The sequence below is a fragment of the Mesorhizobium sp. P2_D1 genome, from assembly GCF_056404455.1.
Window position 1 is genome coordinate 1 of the sequence record NZ_JBFUDZ010000014.1, and the last position, 19147, is coordinate 19147.

23 protein-coding genes and 2 pseudogenes are annotated in these 19147 nt (G+C 61.9%); 13 read left to right on the forward strand and 12 right to left on the reverse strand.

Annotated features, from left to right (window positions below):
* A partial coding sequence (locus AC1D0I_RS12665; RefSeq protein ID WP_477395437.1) for a M24 family metallopeptidase occupies positions 1–224 on the forward strand: 224 nt, incomplete at its 5' end.
* Here the strand turns inward: AC1D0I_RS12665 and AC1D0I_RS12670 are convergent.
* Both AC1D0I_RS12670 and AC1D0I_RS12675 read right to left on the reverse strand, forming a co-directional pair.
* Positions 189–1016, reverse strand: a complete 828-nt coding sequence (locus AC1D0I_RS12670; protein WP_477395439.1) for a phosphate/phosphite/phosphonate ABC transporter substrate-binding protein — start codon at positions 1014–1016, stop codon at positions 189–191. The two genes, AC1D0I_RS12665 and AC1D0I_RS12670, sit on opposite strands and share 36 nt — an antisense overlap.
* Before the next feature lie 82 nt (positions 1017–1098).
* Positions 1099–2109, reverse strand: coding sequence for a fatty acid desaturase (locus tag AC1D0I_RS12675; RefSeq protein ID WP_477395441.1), 1011 nt, complete (start codon positions 2107–2109; stop codon positions 1099–1101).
* 229 nt (positions 2110–2338) lie between these two features.
* Between AC1D0I_RS12675 and AC1D0I_RS12680 the strand changes: the two genes are divergently transcribed.
* Together AC1D0I_RS12680 and bmt are read left to right on the forward strand one after the other, a co-directional pair.
* The gene (locus AC1D0I_RS12680; protein WP_477395443.1) at positions 2339–3196 is read left to right on the forward strand and encodes a helix-turn-helix domain-containing protein; all 858 of its coding nucleotides are present in this window, start codon (positions 2339–2341) and stop codon (positions 3194–3196) included.
* 134 nt (positions 3197–3330) lie between these two features.
* A complete protein-coding gene (bmt, locus tag AC1D0I_RS12685) occupies positions 3331–4353 on the forward strand; it encodes a betaine--homocysteine S-methyltransferase (protein WP_477395565.1) in 1023 nt (340 codons plus the stop codon).
* A gap of 15 nt (positions 4354–4368) precedes the next feature.
* On the opposite strand, the gene AC1D0I_RS12690 is transcribed toward bmt, so the two are convergent.
* The 3 genes from AC1D0I_RS12690 to AC1D0I_RS12700 all read right to left on the reverse strand — a co-directional run bounded on the left by AC1D0I_RS12690 (position 4369) and on the right by AC1D0I_RS12700 (position 7566).
* The gene (locus tag AC1D0I_RS12690; RefSeq protein WP_477395445.1) at positions 4369–4614 is read right to left on the reverse strand and encodes a hypothetical protein; all 246 of its coding nucleotides are present in this window, start codon (positions 4612–4614) and stop codon (positions 4369–4371) included.
* Between the two features lie 241 nt (positions 4615–4855).
* Positions 4856–7003: a vWA domain-containing protein gene (locus AC1D0I_RS12695; protein ID WP_477395447.1), complete on the reverse strand. Its 2148-nt coding sequence runs from the start codon at positions 7001–7003 to the stop codon at positions 4856–4858.
* Positions 7004–7005: 2 nt separating this feature from the next.
* Positions 7006–7566 carry an RNA polymerase sigma factor gene (locus tag AC1D0I_RS12700; protein ID WP_095087997.1) on the reverse strand — a complete coding sequence of 187 codons (561 nt, stop codon included), beginning with the start codon at positions 7564–7566 and terminating at the stop codon, positions 7006–7008.
* A gap of 154 nt (positions 7567–7720) precedes the next feature.
* On the opposite strand from AC1D0I_RS12700, the gene AC1D0I_RS12705 reads away from it, so the two are divergent.
* The 6 genes from AC1D0I_RS12705 to AC1D0I_RS12730 all read left to right on the forward strand — a co-directional run bounded on the left by AC1D0I_RS12705 (position 7721) and on the right by AC1D0I_RS12730 (position 10118).
* The gene (locus AC1D0I_RS12705) at positions 7721–8044 is read left to right on the forward strand and encodes an ArsR/SmtB family transcription factor (protein ID WP_457154973.1); all 324 of its coding nucleotides are present in this window, start codon (positions 7721–7723) and stop codon (positions 8042–8044) included.
* Complete coding sequence (locus AC1D0I_RS12710; protein WP_477287951.1) at positions 8041–8466, forward strand: SRPBCC family protein; 426 nt, start codon at positions 8041–8043, stop codon at positions 8464–8466. Before AC1D0I_RS12705 ends, AC1D0I_RS12710 begins: the two co-directional genes overlap by 4 nt.
* A 56-nt stretch (positions 8467–8522) precedes the next feature.
* Positions 8523–8744 (forward strand): hypothetical protein, encoded by a 222-nt coding sequence (locus tag AC1D0I_RS12715; protein ID WP_457154975.1) that lies wholly within the window; start codon positions 8523–8525, stop codon positions 8742–8744.
* 12 nt (positions 8745–8756) lie between these two features.
* A complete protein-coding gene (locus AC1D0I_RS12720; RefSeq protein WP_457154976.1) occupies positions 8757–9206 on the forward strand; it encodes a DUF1801 domain-containing protein in 450 nt (149 codons plus the stop codon).
* A gap of 81 nt (positions 9207–9287) precedes the next feature.
* Positions 9288–9680 carry a VOC family protein gene (locus AC1D0I_RS12725; protein ID WP_457154977.1) on the forward strand — a complete coding sequence of 131 codons (393 nt, stop codon included), beginning with the start codon at positions 9288–9290 and terminating at the stop codon, positions 9678–9680.
* 42 nt (positions 9681–9722) lie between these two features.
* The gene (locus AC1D0I_RS12730; protein WP_477227535.1) at positions 9723–10118 is read left to right on the forward strand and encodes a DUF1801 domain-containing protein; all 396 of its coding nucleotides are present in this window, start codon (positions 9723–9725) and stop codon (positions 10116–10118) included.
* 22 nt (positions 10119–10140) lie between these two features.
* Here the strand turns inward: AC1D0I_RS12730 and AC1D0I_RS12735 are convergent, their stop codons facing one another.
* From AC1D0I_RS12735 to AC1D0I_RS12750, 4 genes are all read right to left on the reverse strand, one after another.
* A complete protein-coding gene (locus AC1D0I_RS12735; RefSeq protein WP_477395448.1) occupies positions 10141–11319 on the reverse strand; it encodes a BaiN/RdsA family NAD(P)/FAD-dependent oxidoreductase in 1179 nt (392 codons plus the stop codon).
* Positions 11319–12158, reverse strand: coding sequence for a dienelactone hydrolase family protein (locus AC1D0I_RS12740; protein WP_477395450.1), 840 nt, complete (start codon positions 12156–12158; stop codon positions 11319–11321). Before AC1D0I_RS12740 ends, AC1D0I_RS12735 begins: the two co-directional genes overlap by 1 nt.
* A 105-nt stretch (positions 12159–12263) precedes the next feature.
* Positions 12264–12953, reverse strand: a complete 690-nt coding sequence (locus AC1D0I_RS12745) for a hypothetical protein (RefSeq protein WP_477395452.1) — start codon at positions 12951–12953, stop codon at positions 12264–12266.
* An 89-nt stretch (positions 12954–13042) separates the two neighbouring features.
* Positions 13043–14617: a trimethylamine methyltransferase family protein gene (locus AC1D0I_RS12750; RefSeq protein ID WP_477227536.1), complete on the reverse strand. Its 1575-nt coding sequence runs from the start codon at positions 14615–14617 to the stop codon at positions 13043–13045.
* A gap of 275 nt (positions 14618–14892) precedes the next feature.
* Here AC1D0I_RS12750 and AC1D0I_RS12755 point away from each other — a divergent pair, with 275 nt between their 5' ends.
* On the forward strand, positions 14893–15591 hold the full coding sequence (locus AC1D0I_RS12755; RefSeq protein WP_477395454.1) for a corrinoid protein: 699 nt from the start codon (positions 14893–14895) through the stop codon (positions 15589–15591).
* 88 nt (positions 15592–15679) lie between these two features.
* On the opposite strand, the gene AC1D0I_RS12760 is transcribed toward AC1D0I_RS12755, so the two are convergent.
* Positions 15680–15820 carry an entericidin A/B family lipoprotein gene (locus AC1D0I_RS12760; protein ID WP_095087994.1) on the reverse strand — a complete coding sequence of 47 codons (141 nt, stop codon included), beginning with the start codon at positions 15818–15820 and terminating at the stop codon, positions 15680–15682.
* Positions 15821–15884: 64 nt separating this feature from the next.
* Here AC1D0I_RS12760 and AC1D0I_RS12765 point away from each other — a divergent pair, with 64 nt between their 5' ends.
* Positions 15885–16517 (forward strand): DUF1638 domain-containing protein, encoded by a 633-nt coding sequence (locus tag AC1D0I_RS12765; RefSeq protein ID WP_095087380.1) that lies wholly within the window; start codon positions 15885–15887, stop codon positions 16515–16517.
* A 328-nt stretch (positions 16518–16845) separates the two neighbouring features.
* Here the strand turns inward: AC1D0I_RS12765 and AC1D0I_RS12770 are convergent.
* Together AC1D0I_RS12770 and AC1D0I_RS12775 are read right to left on the reverse strand one after the other, a co-directional pair.
* Positions 16846–17298 (reverse strand): annotated as a pseudogene (locus AC1D0I_RS12770) (NAD-dependent epimerase/dehydratase family protein); the annotation flags it as partial.
* Positions 17285–17437 (reverse strand): annotated as a pseudogene (locus AC1D0I_RS12775) (NAD-dependent epimerase/dehydratase family protein); the annotation flags it as partial. The pseudogenes AC1D0I_RS12770 and AC1D0I_RS12775, both read right to left, overlap by 14 nt.
* A 121-nt stretch (positions 17438–17558) precedes the next feature.
* Between AC1D0I_RS12775 and AC1D0I_RS12780 the strand changes: the two are divergent.
* The gene (locus tag AC1D0I_RS12780; protein WP_477395456.1) at positions 17559–18134 is read left to right on the forward strand and encodes a DUF4893 domain-containing protein; all 576 of its coding nucleotides are present in this window, start codon (positions 17559–17561) and stop codon (positions 18132–18134) included.
* An 86-nt stretch (positions 18135–18220) separates the two neighbouring features.
* Positions 18221–19003 carry a formyl transferase gene (locus AC1D0I_RS12785; RefSeq protein ID WP_477228711.1) on the forward strand — a complete coding sequence of 261 codons (783 nt, stop codon included), beginning with the start codon at positions 18221–18223 and terminating at the stop codon, positions 19001–19003.
* Positions 19004–19147 lie beyond the last annotated feature (144 nt).

Consider the following 19147-nt stretch of genomic DNA (forward strand, 5'->3'; position numbering starts at 1 on the left):
GCGTCGGCCTGGCCGACGAATACCCGACCCTGCCGCATGCCAGCGACTGGACCGCGGACACCCCGGACGGCGTGCTCGAGCCAGGCATGGTGCTGTGCGTGGAAAGCTATATCGGCCGGCTGGGCGGACGCGAGGGCGTCAAGATCGAAGAGCAGATTCTCATCACCGAAACCGGCAACGAAAAACTTTCAACCTACCCGTTGGATGCGAGGCTGCTCGGCTAGTCCGGCAAGTGCCTCGCGCATCGCCCAGACCGTCTTTTCCGGTGTCGTTGCGGCGGTGATGAACGGCAGGCCTTTGCGCCGCCCCGTCCAGCCGACGACCTTCACCGCTTGCGCCGCCGGCTCGAAACGCTGCGCCAGCGCCCAGCTTCCGCAGTCGATGGCCGCGACATCCGCCTTGCCTTCGGCCACAGCGACGATCGAGTCGCGATGGCCGCCGCTTTCGCTGCGAGTCGAGAAAAAATCCAGGTCTTCGCCGGCCGCTTGCAGGTCGCGCGTCAGCGCAATGATGCCTGACATGGAATCAAGGCTGTTGAAGGTGAAGCGCTTGCCACGGATCAGATCCCGCGGGATGAGTGCGCGACCGTCAGCAGGCGATCGAACCTCCGGCCCCTCGCCCGCCCGCATCACCAGCGCGCTCGAATAGAGCTCGCCCTGCCCGCCTTCACAGGCGTCGTAGCTTGGCTGGCCGACCACCTGAACGTGTTTGGACAGGCCGAGTTCCATCGGTCCCCAGCAGGTCTGCGCAAACAGCAGCGCTGGATGCAGCCAAAGCTTGTGAAAATCGAGCTCGTCCGGCGACAATGTCGCAGGGTCTGGCGCAATCAGTTTTCCCTGGGCATCATGAATGCCACCCGGCACCGGCGGCAGGTCACCATTGCGGCGCACGATCGTTTGCGGCGCGTCGATACCCTTCCGCCGGAAGGCGTCGCGCAAGCGCGCCCATTGGGCGTCGACCTCGGCGCGCGCTTCGGGCCAGTCATACATCGGCAATGCCGCAACCAATTCGCTCATGCCGGAATCTGACCGTTGTATCTGGGATTGAAGGGGACCGACCGCAGCCAGTCTAGCAGGCATTACCCACTCGCCGCAAAACTCATTCCTTCGGCGGCTCGGCGGGAACCGGCGCGGAGCCGAGCCCATTGATGTTGCGCGCCCTGATGCGAGGTTTGAACGCCCTGCCCGGCTCCGGCGCGCGCCGCAGCACCGGATGCACGATCGGCTCCTTCGCCTTGAAGGCATAGGCTTTGATCAGCGCGAAATAGTTCGGATAGGCATAGCCATTGTTCATCCGCAGCCATTCGTCGCGACGGTCGCGAAACAGTTTCGGCAGCCGGTACCAGGCCACGGTCGGGCTCTTGTGGTGGACGAAATGCAGATTGTTGTTGAGGAACAAGAACGACAGCGGCGAGCGCTCGACGATCACCGTGCGGCCCTCCGGGTGTTCGGACCATTGATGCTCGGCGAAGGTGCGGATCGAGATCAGCGACTGGCCGAGCCAGACCGGTACCAGGACGTAGAGCCACAGCGGGATGCCGAAGCCGAACTGGACGATGGGCATCACGATGGCGAGCCCGATCGCATGCAGCAGCCACGCCTTGCGGATCGTATTGTCGCCGGCGATCATGTGCTTGGCGTCGTCGATGAAGAAGCCGACGCAGGACAGCCAGGGGCCGAGCACGAAGCGGCCAGCCATGGTGTTGTTGATCTTGAGCAGGAATTTCATCGTCGGCGGCAAGTCGTCATGCTGCCAGAGCGCCTGGTAGTAGCTCTCGGGATCGTCCAGCGGATCGGTCAGCCGCTCGTCGGCATGATGGCGCAGATGAATGGTCTTGAAGCGGCGGAACGGCCAGACGAGACCGATCGGCAGGAAGACGAAGGCCTCATTGATCCGCGCATTGCGCGTTGGATGACCGTGCAGCACTTCGTGCATGATCGACGATTGCAATGCGGCGGTGAAGGCCAGGACGGCGAGCGCGGAGATCGGGTAGGATGGCCAGAGGAGGAAGCCGGTGGCAAACCATGTTGCGTAGCAGAAGAATGCGAGAACCACGGTCGGCCATTCGATGGCCGGTACGCTACGCTGTCTGATGCTCATGCTAGTCATGCTATCGACCACTGTCCCTCAGTCGCCGGAACCCCAACTGGTTCCTGACAACATTGTGTCAGGAGAAGCGATTCCACTCAACGAGACAAAGTGTACAAAATGTTGCGATTGCGCATTTTTGACAGCACATGTTACACATTGTAAACAATATTGGGGATTCATTTACGCCTGAGGCGTCCATTCGGCAGCTTTGGCGCAAATTTTTCCTCCTGATTCGCGGAGCGAAGTGATGGACAAACGAGATCTGTCAGCAATCTTTCGGGAGCGTCTGAAGCTGCTCCTGACACGGTCCGATCTCAACCAGTCATCGTTCGCGACCGCGGTCGGCATCGATCGGTCGGCCCTGTCGCAACTCCTGTCAGGCGCCTCGACACGCCTGCCCCGGGCGGAAACCCTGCTCAATATCGCTGCCGAGTTCAAAGTATCGCTGGACTGGCTGCTTGGCCTCAGCCAGGACGAGGGTGTCACCGGCGAGATCCGCGAAAGCCTGGAGATCGAGGAAGCGCGCGACGGCTTCGACCGCACGCTGCTGGCAAAGTGGTTCGCCGAGGCTGCCGGTACCAAGATCCGCTATGTGCCGGCCGGCATCCCCGATCTTCTGCGAACACACGCCCTCGTCGACTACGAAGCCAACATCACCAACAGGAGCCGTCTGACGCAAGCCAACGAAACCCAATACCGCATCGATTACAACCGGCGGCCGGAAACCGACATGGAAGTCTGCATGCCGCGCCATACGCTGGAGATCTTTGCCCGCGGCCTGGGCGTTTGGGACCGTTTTCCGGAGGCCGACCGCCGACAGCAACTCGCCCATATGGCAACGCTGCTTGACGATCTCTACCCGACCTTCCGCTTGTTTCTATATGACGGCCGCATGCGCTATTCCATTCCCCTCACCATCTTCGGCCCCTATCGGGCGGCTATCTATGTCGGCGACATGTATGTGGTGCTGAACGCCACCCAGCCGGTCCAGGCCTTGACCCAGCATTTCGACAATCTGATCCGTGCCGCCGACGTCAACCCGCACGAAGCCGCCGCCTTCGCGCGCAATCTGGCTGACATGTCCTTCGCATCAGGCTCTGCCTGATCGACGGCAATCGTGGGCCATTCAACCCAACGCCCGGCCGTCGACATCGCCAGTCAATCGCCGMAATATCATTGACTACACATAAAGACTTCTTTATATCCTTATCCGAATTTCGAAACATGAAAGCCAATCCGATGACGACGACCAACCCAATCGATGCCCTGCTGGCCGAAAAGGGCGTGCTGCTGGCCGATGGCGCCACTGGCACCAATTTGTTCGCCATGGGGCTGGAGGCTGGCGAAGCGCCGGAGCTGCTGAACGAGACGGCGCCCGAAACCATCAGCAGCCTGCACCAGAATTTCGTCGATGCGGGCGCCGACATCATCCTCACCAATTCCTTTGGCGGCACCCGTCACCGGCTGAAGCTGCACCATGCGCAGGACCGTGTGCACGCGCTGAACAAGCGCGCCTCCGAGATTGCGCGTGCCGTCGCCGACAAGGCCGGCCGCAAGGTGATCGTCGCCGGCTCGGTCGGTCCGACCGGCGAATTGCTGGTGCCGCTTGGCGGCATGACCTATGACGAGGCCGTCGACGCCTTTGCCGAACAGATCGAAGGTCTCAAGGCCGGTGGCGCCGAAGTCGCCTGGATCGAGACCATGTCGGCTCCCGACGAGATCCGCGCCGCTGCCCAAGCCGCCATCCGCGTCGGCCTGCCCTATACCTATACCGGGTCCTTCGACACCGCCGGCCGCACCATGATGGGCCTGCTGCCGAAGGACATCCACGGCGTCGTCGACGGCTTGTCGCAAGCGCCGCTCGGCGTCGGTGCCAATTGCGGCGTTGGCGCCTCCGACATCCTGGCATCGCTGCTCGACATGACCGAGGCGAAGCCGGAGGCGACTGTGATCGTCAAGGGCAATTGCGGCATTCCCGAATTCCGCGGCACCGAGATTCATTATTCCGGCACGCCGGAACTGATGGCCGACTATGTCAGGCTTGCCGTCGATGCCGGTGCGAAAATCGTCGGCGGCTGCTGCGGCACCTCGTTCCAGCACCTTGCCGCCATGCGCAAGGCACTCGACGCGCACACCAAGGCGGATCGTCCGACCGTTGGCGCGATTGTCGAGCGCATCGGTCCGATGCGCAACAAGGTGGCGACCGAAAACACCGCCGAGACCAGCGAAGCCCGCCGCGAGCGTCGCCGCAGCCGGGCCTGACCTTATCGTTTCTGATTATTCGCTGTTGTCGGCGTAGCTCGACTGCGCCGACTTGAAATCGGTACCGGCGCCGGCGGCCGTATCGCCGCGCATCGTCATCAGCGCCCCCGACGCACTGGGGTCGGAGATCTGCTCCAGCATGACGCGAAAACGATCATTGTTCAGCGCTGATATGGCGGTGTTACGCGCTTGAGCGACATCGTCGCTGATGCGCCTGGATTCCGCCGATGGCGTGGACGCTGCCGATCCAAGTGCCGGCATATCTCGGGTTATCGAGTTCGCAACAGTCCTGATCAGCAATTCTGGCCCCCTCAAGCCCATACATGAGCCTCTGCGTAACAAGAGGAAATTGCGATCATCTACCGGAAATCCAACGCAATTTAACAATCCGCAAAAAAAGGCCGGCAAGGAATGAATCCCTCGCCGGCCTGCCTCACCCGCCCGTGGGTCGGTTTCCCGTATCAGAACGATCCCATCTGAAAGAAACCGGCCGCCATCACCACTACCGATTTCCGCCCAGCGCCGAGGCAAGGCGCACAAGCGAGAGGAACTCGGACCTGTACCCAAACGGGTCGGATCCTCGAGCGGCGGTGGCAATCTCCATGATCTTGTCGTAACCGAACTTCGCGGTTGCATCCTCGTCGCGCAGCTTCTGGCCGAAGGCCGCGACGGCCACGGAGAAGCGCTGGTCGGTGCCGGCCTCGTCGAACGACGCCACCTCGTTGGCCGAAGTCACCGGCGTGGTGATCAGCTTCGAGACGTCCTCGTTGGGCAGCTTGTAGCGGATCTTGACGAAGGCATATTCGCCGGCATTGGCGACGCCCCCATTGTCCACCGACGCCTGGCCGTAGCGCAGCGGATCGATCTGCTCGCCACCGCTGCCCTTCGGCGTGATCTCGTAGATCGCGGTGACCGAATGGCCCGAACCGATATCGCCGGCATCGACGCGGTCATTGTTGAAATCCTCGCGGTTGAGCGCCCGGGTCTCGTAGCCGATCAGCCGATATTCAGAGACCTTGTTCGGGTTGAACTCGACCTGGATCTTCACATCCTTGGCGATGGTGAACAGCGTCGAGGAGGCATCCTCGACCAGCACCTTTTCCGCCTCGGCGAGCGTGTCGATATAGGCGGCCGTGCCGTTGCCGTTCTGGGCGATGGTCTGCATCATCTGGTCGTTCAGATTGCCGCGGCCAAAGCCGAACACGGACAGGAAGACACCGGTCTTGCGCTCGCTTTCGATCAACCGCTTCAGATCGTCGTCATCCGTCTGGCCAACGTTGAAGTCGCCATCGGTGGCCAGCATCACCCGGTTGACGCCGTCCTTGACGAAGGATTGCTGGGCAAGTCTGTAGGCTTCTTTGATGCCTGCCTCGCCGGCCGTCGAGCCGCCGGGCTGCAGGTTGTCGATGGCATTGAGGATCTTGTCCTTCTCGGCAACTTTTGTCGGCATCAGCACGGTGCCGGCCTCACCCGCATAGGTCACGATCGAGATCGTGTCGTCTGCCTTCAATTTGCCGACCAGAAGCCGGAAAGCCGACTTGAGCAGCGGCAGCTTGTCCGGCTCGTCCATCGAGCCCGAGACGTCGATCAGGAAGACCAGATTGGCTTTCGGCTGCTCGGTCGGCTTGACGTCAAAACCCTTGATGGCGACATGCATCAGCTTGGTGTGCGTGTTCCACGGTGTCGGCATGACGCTGACCGTCGAGTTGAACGGCGTCGTGGCGGAGTCCGGGCCCTTCCAGTCATAAGGGAAGTAGTTGATCATCTCCTCGACGCGGACCGTATCGGCCTGCGGCACGAACCCTTCCTTCAGCGAACGCCGCACGAAGGAATAGGAAGCCGTGTCGACATCGATCGAGAAGGTCGAGACCGGATCCTCCAGCGCGGCATGCACCGGATTGGTCTTGAAATCCTCGATGCGGTCGCGGTTTTCCTCTTGCGGCTGAACCTGGTCGGCCGGAGCCATGGCTGGCTGCTGCGCCATCAGCTTGGACTCGGCCGGCGCGAGACTCCGCGACTTGCTGGGGGCGCTTACTGTGCCGTCCAGCGCAAATTCGCCTGTCGGGGCCGGTGCCGGGGGTGCACTATTCATTGCCACACTTCCGGCGCCAGTAGCATCTTGTCGGGGAGCGCTCTTCGCCGCCTCCTGCTGTTCGCCGCCGATAGCAATGGTCGATTCGGATTTCGGCGGTGAGGCCGGCGCGACAAGCGCATCTGTGGCGTCGCGGCTTTCCACGTCCGCGTCGGCCTTCTTGTCTTTCTCCAGTTCGGTGCGGGCTGGCTTGAGCTCGTTGGTCGTCTGCTTCACCGTCGCAGGCTTGTCGGCCAGCGTTTCGGTGATCTTCTCGTCGCCGCCGAATTTGGGCGGCTGTTCCCTCAGCATGTGGAAGGTGGCGTATCCGGCGATCGGCAGGGCGACGAGCCCGGCAAGAGCCGGCGCGGCAATGAGTTTCTTTTGCATGATCTCGCTCCAGAGCTTTTGTGCTCGCTCTGTGAGACGAAGCCCGCCTACCGATCCTTGGGTCACGGTCGAAATATTTTCCTGATCATAGGCGCGCATGGCGGCTTCGAAGGCACGAGCCTTCGCGCTCTCGCCCGGCGCCGGCGCCGCGATGTCGCGCAGTCTGTTGAGTTCGTTGTCGTCGACCATGGTCACACTTCCCCGGCCGAGCGCATCAGCGTCTTCAGCCGTTTCTTCGCTTCATGGATGTGCCAGGAAACCGTCGCCTCCGAGATCGCCATCGCCTCGGCGGCGGCCGCATGGCTCAAGCCCTCGCCATAGACCAGCAGCACGGCGTCGCGCTGCTTGTCCGGCAACTGCCTTACCGCCGCCCACAATGCCTCGGCCGGGTCTTCCGGCTCTGCCGAAGCCTCGCCCGAGATTAGCGCGTGAACGCCATAGGCCTCCGTCTTTGCCATATCGCGGGCGGACTTGCGCATCATGTCGCGCGCGGCGTTCAGGGTCACGGAGTAAAGCCATGTCGTGAAGGCGCCGCCCCCGCGATAGTCGCGGATAGCCCGGCCGAGCCGGACGCAGACTTCCTGGGCGATGTCTTCGGCATCGGCCTTCTTGCCGCACCAGCGATAGGCGGCGCGATAGACGAAGTCATAGTGCCTTTCCAGCAATTTGCTGAAGGCCCCCCTGTCTCCGCCCTTCGCCCGCCCGATCAGTTCGGCGTCGGAGGCTTCGCTCTCATCCAGCATCATCGCCATCATTTGCCTGTTGGACGAAGGCTAATGGCGATTCCTTGGGGCAATGGAAAGATTTTTTTGGAAACGGCCAGATCGTGGCCATCGCTACCCTGCTTGACAGATACATATCTCTGCAGTTATACGTCGATCAATAGCCGCCGAGTTATCGATCCCAATGACGAATGCTCACGATGTCCTGTTCAGAACGCTCTCCGATCCGACGCGTCGGGCCATCTTCGAGCGCCTGTGCCGGGAAGGCGAACAGACGGTCGGCGCACTGACGGCTCAGTCGGGGGTCTCGCAACCGGCCGTGTCAAAGCACCTCGGCGTGCTCAGGCATGCCGGCCTAGTGCGCGACCGCCATGAGGGACGGCAGACCCATTACAGCGCCCAACTCGGCGCACTTGCACCGCTGACTGACTGGACGAACCAGATGAACGCATTCTGGCAGAGCCGGTTCGACGACCTCGAAAACCTGCTCAATAGAATGGACCAATGACCAACATTGCGACCGAAACGCGCTCCGTCGTTGTCGAACGAGAGATACCTCATCCCCCGGAAAAGATCTGGCGCGCGCTCACCCAACCGCATTTGATCGAGGAGTGGCTGATGAAGAATGATTTCAAGCCAGTCGCAGGTCATCGTTTCAATCTGCGAAAGGACCCGCAGCCTGACGTGAGCATCGTCGTTGACTGTCAGGTAACCGCAATCGAGCCGAACAAGACACTGTCCTACACCTGGCAGGCCTATGGCCTCGAGAGTGTCGTCACATGGACTCTCATGCCGACCAGCACGGGCACTCGATTGCGCATGGAGCAGTCCGGCTTCCGGCCGGATCAGGAGCAGGCATACCGGGGTGCGACGAGTGGGTGGCGGCAGTACTTTGCAAACCTGGCTGAGGTCCTGGCGCGAATGGATTGAAACCCGCCGAGCGGATCACTGGGTCCGCTTCGGCTCGTTTTTAACGGGAGGTCTCATTGGATTGGAACAAGTGGATTCGGCAAACTCATCGCTGGCTGTCGATCATCTTTACGCTGACCGTCATCGCCAACTTCGTTGCCATGACATTGGGGCAGCCGCCTGCCTGGATCGTCTACTCGCCGCTCTTGCCGCTCTTCTTGCTGCTGTTCAGTGGCTTGTACATGTTCGCGCTGCCGTATGCCGCCAAGGGAAACGGCAGGGAACGCGCGGGCGCATAGGAAATGGGCAGAATGGCCAAGACGCAGGGGCAATCGACCAAGGTCGCGGCCAAGGCTGCACCAGTCCTGCTGTCGGGCGGCAACCCGCAAATCGCGAAGGGGGACGGCGACGCGCCGGTGCAGGCCTATATCGCTGCAATGCCGGGCTGGAAACGCGGCCTCGGCGAGCGCCTCGACGCACTCATCGTGCGCAATGTGCCTGATGTCCGCAAAGCCGTGAGATGGAATTCGCCGTTCTACGGCATCGAGGGCCAAGGCTGGTTCGTGACGTTCCATGTCCTGACCCGCTACGTGAAGGTGACCTTCTTCAGCGGCATGTCGTTGCGGCCGGTCCCGCCCGGCGGCACGGCGAAAAGCAAGGACGCACGCTGGATCGACATCCGCGAAGGCGACGCGTTCGACGAGGCGCAGATGGCGGAGTGGGTGAAGCAGGCCGCCGCCCTGCCCGGCTGGATCCCGTAGCCGCGCCCGCGGATTGATTGAAGCCTGCCAGCACAATTCAAACCACGCCCTTCCGACAGGGCGGACAGAGGAGAAATAGCGATGAAGATCAAGCTGACCAGCGTCTATGTGGACGACCAGGAAAACGCCCTGCGCTTCTATACTGAAGTGCTCGGCCTCACCAAGAAGGCCGACTTCAGCAATGGGCCCTATCGCTGGTTGACCGTGGCCTCGTCCGAAGAGCCCGATGGAACCGAGCTGCAACTCGCGCTCAACGACAACCCGGCCGCCAAGGCCTATCAGCAAGCCATCTTCAAGCAAGGCCAGCCCGCGGTCATGTTCTTCACCGATGACGTCAAGGGCGACTACGAGCGCATCAAGGCGAGCGGCGGCGAGTTCACCATGCCGCCGACCGAGGCGACCGGCTCGACCATCGCCCAGTTGAACGACACCTGCGGCAACCTCGTTCAGATCACCCAGCTGGCGCGCTGGTAAAGCGCGGCAAACAAAACGCGTCGTGGCAGAGAAAGGCACGCAATGATTCCATCGCAACAGATCGACCAGCTGATCGCGGGCCTCACGGACTGGCGTGGCAAGACGCTCGCCAGCGTCCGCAAGACCATTCTTGAAGCCGATGGCGAGATCATCGAGGAATGGAAGTGGATGGGAAGCCCGGTGTGGTCCCGCGACGGAATGATCGCCGTCGGCAACGCCCACAAGGACAAGGTGAAACTGACCTTTTCCCACGGCGCCAGCCTGCCGGACCCCGGCAAGCTCTTCAACGCGGGGTTGGACGGCAAGGTGTGGCGTGCGATCGATCTTTTCGAGGGCGATGAGCTCGATGAGCGCGCGCTGAAAGACCTTGTCCGGGCCGCCATCGATTACAACCAGGCCAAAAAGAAGAAGAAAGCGCTGGCGAAGGCACCGAAGTAGCATCGTCGCCATTTTTGGTGCTTTAGGCCGCTTGCCCCGCAACCCAGCCGGACGACCACGCCCACTGGAAATTATAACCGCCCAGCCACCCCGTGACGTCGACGACTTCGCCGATGAAGAACAGGCCTGGGACAGATTTCGCCTGCATCGTCTTCTGGTCAAGTCCGTTGGTATCGACCCCGCCAAGCGTCACTTCGGCCGTACGATAGCCCTCCGAACCGGCCGGCTTGATGTGCCAGTCATTGACCGCCGCGGCGATGGTTTTGATCTCAGCATCCGAAAGATCGGCGAGGTTGCCGTCGATCCCGGTGCGCTCGGCGATCGACTGCGCAAGCCGCTTCGGCAGATGATTTGCCAGCACCGTCTGCACCGCTTGCCGTCCGTTGCCGCGCTTGGCGGTGCGAATGAGGTCTGCCACGTCGGCTCCCGGCAGCATGGCGATGCGGATTTCGTCTCCCTCGCGCCAATAGGACGATATCTGCAGGATGGACGGTCCGCTGACGCCGCGATGCGTGAACAGCATCGCTTCGGAAAACCGTGTCTTGCCACAGGCGACTTCCGCTTCGACGGCATTGCCGGCCAGGGGCGCCAGCCGCTCGAGCGTTTTTGCGTCGAAGGTCAGCGGCACCAGCGCCGGCCGCGTTTCGACAATGGCAAGACCAAACCGTTCGGCAAGCTCGTAGCCGAAGCCGGTCGCCCCCATTTTGGGAATCGACTTGCCGCCACACGCCACGACCAGGGACTGGCATGCGACCGTACCGGTGGAGAGGGTAAGCACAAATCCTTCCACGGTTCTGCGGACATCACCGACGTTGGCCGACAGTGCCAGTTCCACGCCCCTGCTCCGCATTTCCGCGACCATCATGTCGATGATCTGGCGTGCGGAGCCGTCGCAGAACAACTGCCCCAGCGTCTTTTCGTGATAGGCAATGCGGTGGCGCTCGACGAGCGCGATGAAATCGCGCTGCGTGTAGCGGCTGAGCGCCGAGATGCAGAAATGCGGATTGCCCGAGAGAAAGTTCTTCGGGCTGGCATGGATGTTGGTGAAATTGCACCGGCCTCCGCCGGAGATGCGGATCTTTTCGCCGGGCATCGCCGCGTGATCGAGGATCAGCACCGAACGGCCGCGCTTGGCCGTCTCCACGGCGCACATCATTCCGGCGGCGCCCGCGCCGATGAGCACGACATCATAGGATTGCATCAGGCCAAATCGTTCCCGCTGACGGCGCCGTTCAGCAGGCGGCGCCAATCGTGCAAGTCTCTACCCGTTCGGTGCGACCGCAGGCAACGTCCCGGTCCGTTTTGGATCAGCGTTTCGGCAAAAAGCGTCGTCAACCGCTTCCAATGGCGCTCGGCGCCGATCGCATCGAAGACGCTATGATCCGGCACGCACCAGCCATGCGCCATGCCGACATAGTTCTCGATCACATGGTCGACTTCCGCAACTCGCAGCGCCTCGGCAAGTCGTGCCGACTGCTCAGGCGGGAAACTTCTGTCGACACCGGACGTGCCGACATAGACACGCGCCTTGATCGAGGCAGCCTTGCGATGCGGGCTGTCGGCGGCATCGCTGGCCAGATTGCCGCCATGGAAACTGGCCGCCGCCCTTATCTGCTCGGGATAGGTTGCAGCGGCGTTCAATGCCCGTGCGCCGCCCATGCAATAGCCCACCGTCCCGATCGGTCCGGTAACACCCTCGGCAGCCAGCGCATCGACGAATGCACCACTGTCGCTGATGGTCATCTCTTGCGTGGTGCCGGTGACCAGCGCCATCAGCACTGTCTTGGTCTTTTCCTCGGCAAAGGCGGTCTTGGCGTCGAACGGCCCGTAGGGCGCATTGCGGTAGAACAGGTCCGGCACCAACACCGCATAGCCTTCGCCCGCCAACCGTTCCGCCATGCCATCGAGCGCAGCGCGCGGCCCGAACGCATCCATATACAGGATGATGCCGGCCTTGGCCGGGGACGTGTTTGCAGCGCGGAAAAGTCCTGCCCTGGCAACGCCATCCCTGGTCTTGATCTGAAGGTCTTGTTTCGTCATCGCCTGCTCCGTTCATTAGATGCGCGATACATATCCGCGTGAGCCGCCAGAACAAGGCGTTCCCTGAACCCGGCAGTCAACATTTCGTGCAGGATGGCGTGGCGACTACAGACCGGCGAATGYCGCCATATGAAAAGCCTGGATCTCCAATGGATAGCGATAGGCCGTGCCGTACGGACAGGCGTTGCGGTCGAGGCAGCCGCCGCTTCGGCACGGTCCGCCATTTGCTCCCCGCACATGCGCCAGACAGGATTGGTAGGCGAAACCTTGTTCGGAATAAGCGTCGACCGGACAGGATTTCAGGCAAGGTTTTTCCACACATGCATCGCAAAGGTGGAGCGGCGTCTCAACGGCTTGGAGAGGAAGTTCTTGCTCGAACAGCAGCGCACCACGATAGGCGTGCCACAGCCCATATTGCGGATGCATGAGGATGCCGAGCGGTGACGGCTTCAGCCCCTCCGCCCGCATCGCCCATTGCTGAAATGGCAGATAGGGCTTGTCGGACGGTGAAATGGCCCTCGCCCCGAATACCTCGGCCACCGCCCCGATCACTTCACGCGACCAGGTGTCGAGCGGATTGGCAATGGTCGGCGATTGCTTTTCCCGCCAGCGCAGGAAATGCGGCCAGGACGCAGCACCCGCCTGCCCCACCAGCAGGACGGCCTTGGAGGGAGCGCCCGACTGGCCCGGTGGCGGCGCATCGCCCAGCTCAAAATTGAAGCCGCCACGTAGAACAAGGCCGTTGGCGAGAAGCGCCGAAGCGATACGGTCAACGCTGCCGGCAGGCGCAATCATTCCTTCTTGACCGGATCGGAGAATGCACTCCGCCAGACTTCCTTGTGAATGATGTTGGCGACTTTAGCCCCGCCTGACTCGGGCTCCTTTCAAGTGAAGGCGTCGGGCATCGACCCCTTCTTCTTGGCGATGAAGTCCTTCAAGGCTTCGTCGGTGCTCGGATCGAGGTATGGTGCCTCATAGCTTTCCAGCCAGCGGCGGGCGAGCTCGTTGGCGCGCTGCGGCGCGGTCTTCTCGCCCTCGGCCAGCCACTGTTCGTAGGAATTGTTGTCGGCGATGTTGGAGCGATAGAAGGCGGTCTGGAAATTGGCCTGGGTGTGGTCGCAGCCGAGATAGTGGCTGCCCGGTCCGACCTGGCGGATGGCATCCATCGCCTGACCGTTTTCCGACAGATCGACGCCCTCGGAGAACTTCTGCGTCATGCCGAGCTGGTCGATGTCCATCATGAATTTTTCGTAGCAGGAGGCGAGCCCGCCCTCGAGCCAGCCGGCCGAGTGCAGCACGAAGTTGGTGCCGGCCAGGATGGTCGAGTTCAGCGTGTTGGCGCTTTCATAGGCCGCCTGAGCGTCCGGAACCTTGGATGCGCAAAGCGAGCCGCCGGTGCGGAACGGCAGGCCGAGGCGACGTGCGAGCTGTGCGGCGCCATAGGACACCAGCGACGGCTCGGGCGTGCCGAAGGTCGGCGCGCCCGATTGCATGGAGATTGACGAGGCGAAAGTGCCGAACAGCACCGGCGCGCCCGGCCGGATCAGCTGGGTGAACGACGCGCCGGCCAGCACCTCGGCCAAAACCTGCGTCAGCGTCCCGGCGACCGTCACCGGGCTCATCGCACCGGCGAGAATGAACGGCGTGACGATGCAGGCCTGGTTGTGGCGCGAATAGACTTTCAGCGCGCCGAGCATGGTCTCGTCGAACACCATCGGCGAGTTGGCGTTGATCAGGCTGGTCAGCACCGTGTTGTTTTCGACGAAGTCGTCGCCGAACACGATCTTGGCCATGGCGACGGTGTCCTCGGCGCGCTCGGGCGCTGTCACCGAGCCCATGAACGGCTTGTCCGAATATTTGATGTGGCTGTAGATCATGTCGAGATGGCGCTTGTTGACCGGCACATCGACCGGTTCGCACACGGTGCCGCCCGAATGGTGGATCGACGGCGCCATGTAGGCGAGCTTCACGAAATTCCGGAAATCCTCGATGGTCGCATAGCGCCTGACGCCGTCGAGATCGCGCACGAAGGGCGGGCCATAGACCGGCGCAAAGACAGTGGCGTTGCCGCCGATCTGCACCGAGCGTTCGGAATTGCGGGCGTGCTGGGTGTAGACGGACGGCGCGGTCTTCAGCAGCGAGCGGCAGAGCCCTTTGGGAAAGTGCACGCGTTCGCCCTTGACGTCGGCGCCGGCTTCTTTCCACAGCTGCAGCGCTTCCGCGTCGTCGCGGAAGATGATGCCGATCTCCTCGAGCACCGTGTCGGTGTTCTTCTCGATCAGCGCCAGGCCTTCCTCGTCCAGTACCTCATAGACGTTGATCTTGCGCTTGATATAGGTGAGCTGGGTGCCGGGGCCGCCGCCCGAACGGGCTGCACGCCGGGCAGCCGCTCCGCCGCTGGCGCCGCGCCCGCGTCGCGCGTTTGACGCTTCCTGATCGACTGCCGCGTGTTCGCTCATGATCGCTCTTCCCTGAATTTGTTCTTGTCCGGAATCCATTGCGGCAGCGTATCGCCGCTTCTTGCCGGATCGTAGCCAAGCACCCTATTCGAAACGGCCCGCCAGCGCCAACGGCTGTCGCAAAATCGACAAGAATTCCAAGAGAGTTACGGTCGCTTTCCTTTTGCGGGAAGTCGCAAATCAGCTATGGATACATGCCCCCAGCGGGTTAGGTATGAACGCGAATATTGTGTGCCTTGCGACGCAGTCGCGATGCCGGCAGGAGCTCGATACAAATGTCCGACGACGAGATCATCCTTTCCGAACTTTCCGACGACGAGTTGGTGCAGCAGATGCACGACGATCTCTATGACGGGCTGAAGGAAGAGATCGAGGAAGGCACCAACATCCTGCTCGAGCGCGGCTGGGYGCCTTACAAGGTGCTGACCGARGCGCTGGTCGAAGGCATGCGCATCGTCGGCGAGGATTTTCGCGACGGCATCCTGTTCGTTCCCGAAGTGCTGTTGTCGGCCAAYGCGATGAAGGCCGGCATGTTCATCCTGCGTCCGCTGCTTGCCGCCACCGGCGCGCCGAAGCAGGGCAAGATGGTCATCGGCACCGTCAAGGGCGACATCCACGACATCGGCAAGAACCTCGTCGGCATGATGATGGAAGGTGCSGGCTTCGACGTCATYGACCTCGGCATCAACAATGCGGTCGAGAAATATCTCGATGCGATCGAACAGCACCAGCCCGACATCATCGGCATGTCGGCACTGCTGACCACGACCATGCCCTACATGAAGGTCGTCATCGACACGATGAAGGAAAAGGGCATCCGCGACGATTATGTCGTGCTGGTCGGCGGTGCGCCACTGAACGAGGAATTCGGCAAGGCCGTCGGCGCCGAYGCCTATTGCCGCGACGCCGCGGTGGCGGTCGAGACCGCCAAGGACTTCATGAAGCGCAAGCACAACGTCCGCGCTTCGGCGTGATTGGCCAATCCGGCATGGACAATGGAAAAAGCCGCGCCTTGCAGCGCGGCTTTTTTGTTCCCAAGTGGTGGGTGAGGCTGTGTGCGGATCAGGGCTTGGTGACGGTGTCCTCGACCGCCCTGGCCGTCGATTTGACATCTTTGCCGACGCCGCGGACGGTGTTCGCACATGCCGTAAGGGCCAGGGCGCAGGCAAGGATGGCTATCGGCGCGATGCGTAACAGTTTCATGGACGGTGTCTCCCTCAATAGATAAATTAGCCCCGCAGCAACGAAGGCCGGCTCGACTGGTTCCATGGCCAAGATACAAAAAACGAAACCGAATCAAGACGACAGGCTGCTCGTCATCGCCTGTGGGATGATTGCGCGCGAAGTTCTGGCCGTCAAGGAACAGCTCGGACTGGATCACCTCGATCTGACCTGCCTGCCGGCGGAATTTCATTTCTATCCGGATCGCATCGCGCCGGCCATGGACAAGGCCATCGAGAAGGCCAAGGCGGACGGCTACGAACACATCTTCGTCGGCTATGCCGATTGTGGCACCGGTGGCCTGCTCGACCGGATCTGCGAGAAGCACGGCGTCGAGCGCATGGCCGGCCCGCATTGCTTTGCCTTCTATCAAGGCATGGAGGCCTATGCGAAAGTCGCCGACGACGACATGATGTCCTTCTACATGACCGATTTCCTGTGTCGTCAGTTCGACGCCTTCTTCATGAAGCCGCTCGGCCTCGACAAGCACCCGGAGCTGATCAAGGACTATTTCGGCAACTACGAGAAGCTGATCTACCTCGCCCAGACCGACGATCCGGAGTTGGACAAGGTCGCGGAAAAAGCCGCAAAATTGCTCGGCCTCGCCTATGAGCGCCGGGCGACCGGCTATGGCGACCTGACGGCCGGAATGGCGCAGGCCGCGGCACACGCTGGCTAGGCGACGCCCACTTCCGTCCGCAACTCCGCAAGCACATCGGCAAAGCTCGTCCGGCAGACGAAACCAGCCGGTCGCTTGCCCGCGAGGCGTCATAGACGCGGTCGATGGAGCCAAACATCGTCCAGCCTTTTCGCGCGTAGAGCGCCAGAAAGTCCGGAAAATAGCGCGCGACGACCGACGGGGCGTCGGCGATCAGTGCGGCGCAATCATCGGGCCGGAACGGCGTCGGCGCCGACACGATGAAAACGTCGAAACCGAGCCGCGGCGCCTTTTCGAGGGCAAGGATGTGGGCAGCGGCCGCGTCATCCACCGTCAACCGGCGAAACAGCAGTTCATTGGCCTTGGTGTTGGCATCCGACTGTTCGATCGCATGCGCCATGTCGTCGGCTTCGGGAAAGAAGCGGGCGGTGCGCAACACCACCACCGGCAGGCCGTGCTGGATATGATAGAGGCGGCAAAGATGTTCGGCCGAAAGCTTGGTGACGCCGTAGATGTTGCGCGGCTCGGGCGACATCGCCTCGGTCAGCCAGGCGGCCTTGCGCGCACCACCCTCGAACCCGTCGCGTATCGCCTGTGAAATCATCAACGAGGTCGTCGACGTGAAGACGAAGCGCTCCACGCCGGACACCACCGCCGCGTCGAGCAGGTTCAACGTGCCTTGCACGTTGGTCGCGACAAAAAATGCTGTTGGCGCGGTTCTCGATATTGGGCTTGTGCAGCGCACCGCTGTGGATGATCGCCTCGATCCGGTTGTCGCGGACAGTGCGCAGGACCAGATCACGATCGGCGATCGAGCCGACAATCCGGGTCTCCCTCGATGGAACGGGATCGAGGCCTGTGACATCGTGGCCGAGGGCCCGCAGGCGCGGCGAAAGCGCGCTGCCCAGCCAACCCGACGATCCCGTGAGCAAGATTCGCATTCGTCACACCATGATTTTTGACCGTGACGCTGTTAAGCACGGATGACAGGCGCCAGCGACCCGATAGTTATGCACCAGGTCAGCAGCGGCGCTGCTCGAGACATCAACCGGGAGGCCTCCTATGATCCTTCGTCCACTGCTCGCCGCTGTCGGTCTGCTCTGCTGCACCCTTCCCGCCCTTGCCGATGTTGAGGTGCAGAAACTGATCACCGCCGCCGACAAGACACGGCTCGACAAATATGGCGAGACCCGCAAGGAGGCGCTGGCCGAGGCGAAGGCGGGAGATCCCGCCGAGGTCAAGCAGCTCGACGCCTTGCTGGCAAAACCGCTGGTGGCGTTTTCCGACAAGGACCTGACCGGCAACTGGCAGTGCCGCACCATCAAGGCCGGCGGACCATTGCCGCTCGTCATCTATGGCTGGTTCAAGTGCAAGGTGACCGACGACGGCTCCGGCTGGCGACTGGAAAAGATCAGCGGCTCGCAACGCACCAAGGGCCGTTTCTTCGACGATGGCGAGAAGCGCGCGATCTATCTTGGCTCGGCCTATGTCAACAGCGATCCGGCAAAACCCTATGGCAGTGGCCCGCAAACCGACCAGGTCGGCTATGCCTTCCGCAACAGCGCCAGCCAATGGCGCATCGAATTTCCAGCACCCTATTACGAATCGAAGCTCGACATCATCGAGTTCAAGCGCTGAGCGTGGTCATCAAGATTTAACCCCATTCCGGCACAAATCCGGCCAGCATGCGGCAGCCGGCCGCGTGCAAGGCAGGAAAGCGGGCCATGTCTTCACGGGTTGGAACCAGCGCGTCGATCGTCGTCGTGACCGGCGGCGGCCAGCATGTCTGGGCCATGATCAACGCAATCGCCGATCGCGTCGGTCCTGTCAGCGTCATCCTCGAAACCCCTGAATCCAAAAAGCAATTGCTGCGTGGCCGGGCTCGCCGCCAGGGTTGGGTCTCGGCCATGGGCCAGCTTGGCACGATGGTGCTGAGCAGGGTGGGCAAGCGGCTGCTGGCTCGCCATGGCGCGCGATTGATCGCCGAGGAGAGACTGGAGGTTGAGCCGCGACCAGGCCAGGAGATTATCCAGGTGGCCTCGGCCAATGGGCCTGAGTGCCTGCAGGCGATCCAAAAGATCCAGCCAGGCGTCGTGCTGCTCAACGGTTGCCGACTGATCTCGGCCGAGATGCTGCGCAAAATGCCCTGCCCGGTGCTCAACTACCATGCGGGCATCACGCCGAAATATCGCGGCATGAATGGCGGCTATTGGGCTCTGGCATCAGGTGATGCGCAGAATTTCGGCACCACCGTGCATCTGGTCGATGCCGGCGTCGATACGGGCGCGGTGTTGAAACAGGTGCGCGCGCAGCCCAAACGCGGCGACAGCATTTCGAGCTACGCGCTGCGCCAGGCCGCGTTTTCGCGCGACATCTGCGTCGAAGCGGTCAGCGACGTGCTGGCCGGAAAACTTGCCACCATCGACCCGGGCCTGCCGTCGAAACAATGGTATCACCCCACGATCTGGTTCTACCTCTGGACAGGCCTGAGAACCGGCATTTGGTAGCGCAATCATGATCTGCGATCGGGTGCACCGCGCCGGCTTTTCCGACACATAGAACCTGCCGCCGGCACACGCCGGAAACGAATAAACGCACCTTTCATTTTACGACATCCGAATGCGTCGCTTTTGAATGCGCGCGCGTCGTCC

Excerpts from the sequence above, each read along its gene's own strand:
- AC1D0I_RS12700 (WP_095087997.1), bottom strand. The coding sequence starts at position 7,566 with ATGGCGATGATGCTGGATGAGAGCGAAGCCTCCGACGCCGAACTGATC.
- AC1D0I_RS12785 (WP_477228711.1), top strand. The coding sequence starts at position 18,221 with ATGTCTTCACGGGTTGGAACCAGCGCGTCGATCGTCGTCGTGACCGGC.
- bmt (WP_477395565.1), top strand. The coding sequence starts at position 3,331 with ATGACGACGACCAACCCAATCGATGCCCTGCTGGCCGAAAAGGGCGTG.
- AC1D0I_RS12705 (WP_457154973.1), top strand. The coding sequence starts at position 7,721 with ATGACGAATGCTCACGATGTCCTGTTCAGAACGCTCTCCGATCCGACG.
- AC1D0I_RS12690 (WP_477395445.1), bottom strand. The coding sequence starts at position 4,614 with ATGCCGGCACTTGGATCGGCAGCGTCCACGCCATCGGCGGAATCCAGG.
- AC1D0I_RS12670 (WP_477395439.1), bottom strand. The coding sequence starts at position 1,016 with ATGAGCGAATTGGTTGCGGCATTGCCGATGTATGACTGGCCCGAAGCG.
- AC1D0I_RS12710 (WP_477287951.1), top strand. The coding sequence starts at position 8,041 with ATGACCAACATTGCGACCGAAACGCGCTCCGTCGTTGTCGAACGAGAG.
- AC1D0I_RS12675 (WP_477395441.1), bottom strand. The coding sequence starts at position 2,109 with ATGACTAGCATGAGCATCAGACAGCGTAGCGTACCGGCCATCGAATGG.
- AC1D0I_RS12740 (WP_477395450.1), bottom strand. The coding sequence starts at position 12,158 with ATGACGAAACAAGACCTTCAGATCAAGACCAGGGATGGCGTTGCCAGG.
- AC1D0I_RS12735 (WP_477395448.1), bottom strand. The coding sequence starts at position 11,319 with ATGCAATCCTATGATGTCGTGCTCATCGGCGCGGGCGCCGCCGGAATG.
- AC1D0I_RS12730 (WP_477227535.1), top strand. The coding sequence starts at position 9,723 with ATGATTCCATCGCAACAGATCGACCAGCTGATCGCGGGCCTCACGGAC.
- AC1D0I_RS12720 (WP_457154976.1), top strand. The coding sequence starts at position 8,757 with ATGGCCAAGACGCAGGGGCAATCGACCAAGGTCGCGGCCAAGGCTGCA.
- AC1D0I_RS12780 (WP_477395456.1), top strand. The coding sequence starts at position 17,559 with ATGATCCTTCGTCCACTGCTCGCCGCTGTCGGTCTGCTCTGCTGCACC.
- AC1D0I_RS12680 (WP_477395443.1), top strand. The coding sequence starts at position 2,339 with ATGGACAAACGAGATCTGTCAGCAATCTTTCGGGAGCGTCTGAAGCTG.
- AC1D0I_RS12750 (WP_477227536.1), bottom strand. The coding sequence starts at position 14,617 with ATGAGCGAACACGCGGCAGTCGATCAGGAAGCGTCAAACGCGCGACGC.
- AC1D0I_RS12760 (WP_095087994.1), bottom strand. The coding sequence starts at position 15,820 with ATGAAACTGTTACGCATCGCGCCGATAGCCATCCTTGCCTGCGCCCTG.
- AC1D0I_RS12765 (WP_095087380.1), top strand. The coding sequence starts at position 15,885 with ATGGCCAAGATACAAAAAACGAAACCGAATCAAGACGACAGGCTGCTC.
- AC1D0I_RS12725 (WP_457154977.1), top strand. The coding sequence starts at position 9,288 with ATGAAGATCAAGCTGACCAGCGTCTATGTGGACGACCAGGAAAACGCC.
- AC1D0I_RS12695 (WP_477395447.1), bottom strand. The coding sequence starts at position 7,003 with ATGGTCGACGACAACGAACTCAACAGACTGCGCGACATCGCGGCGCCG.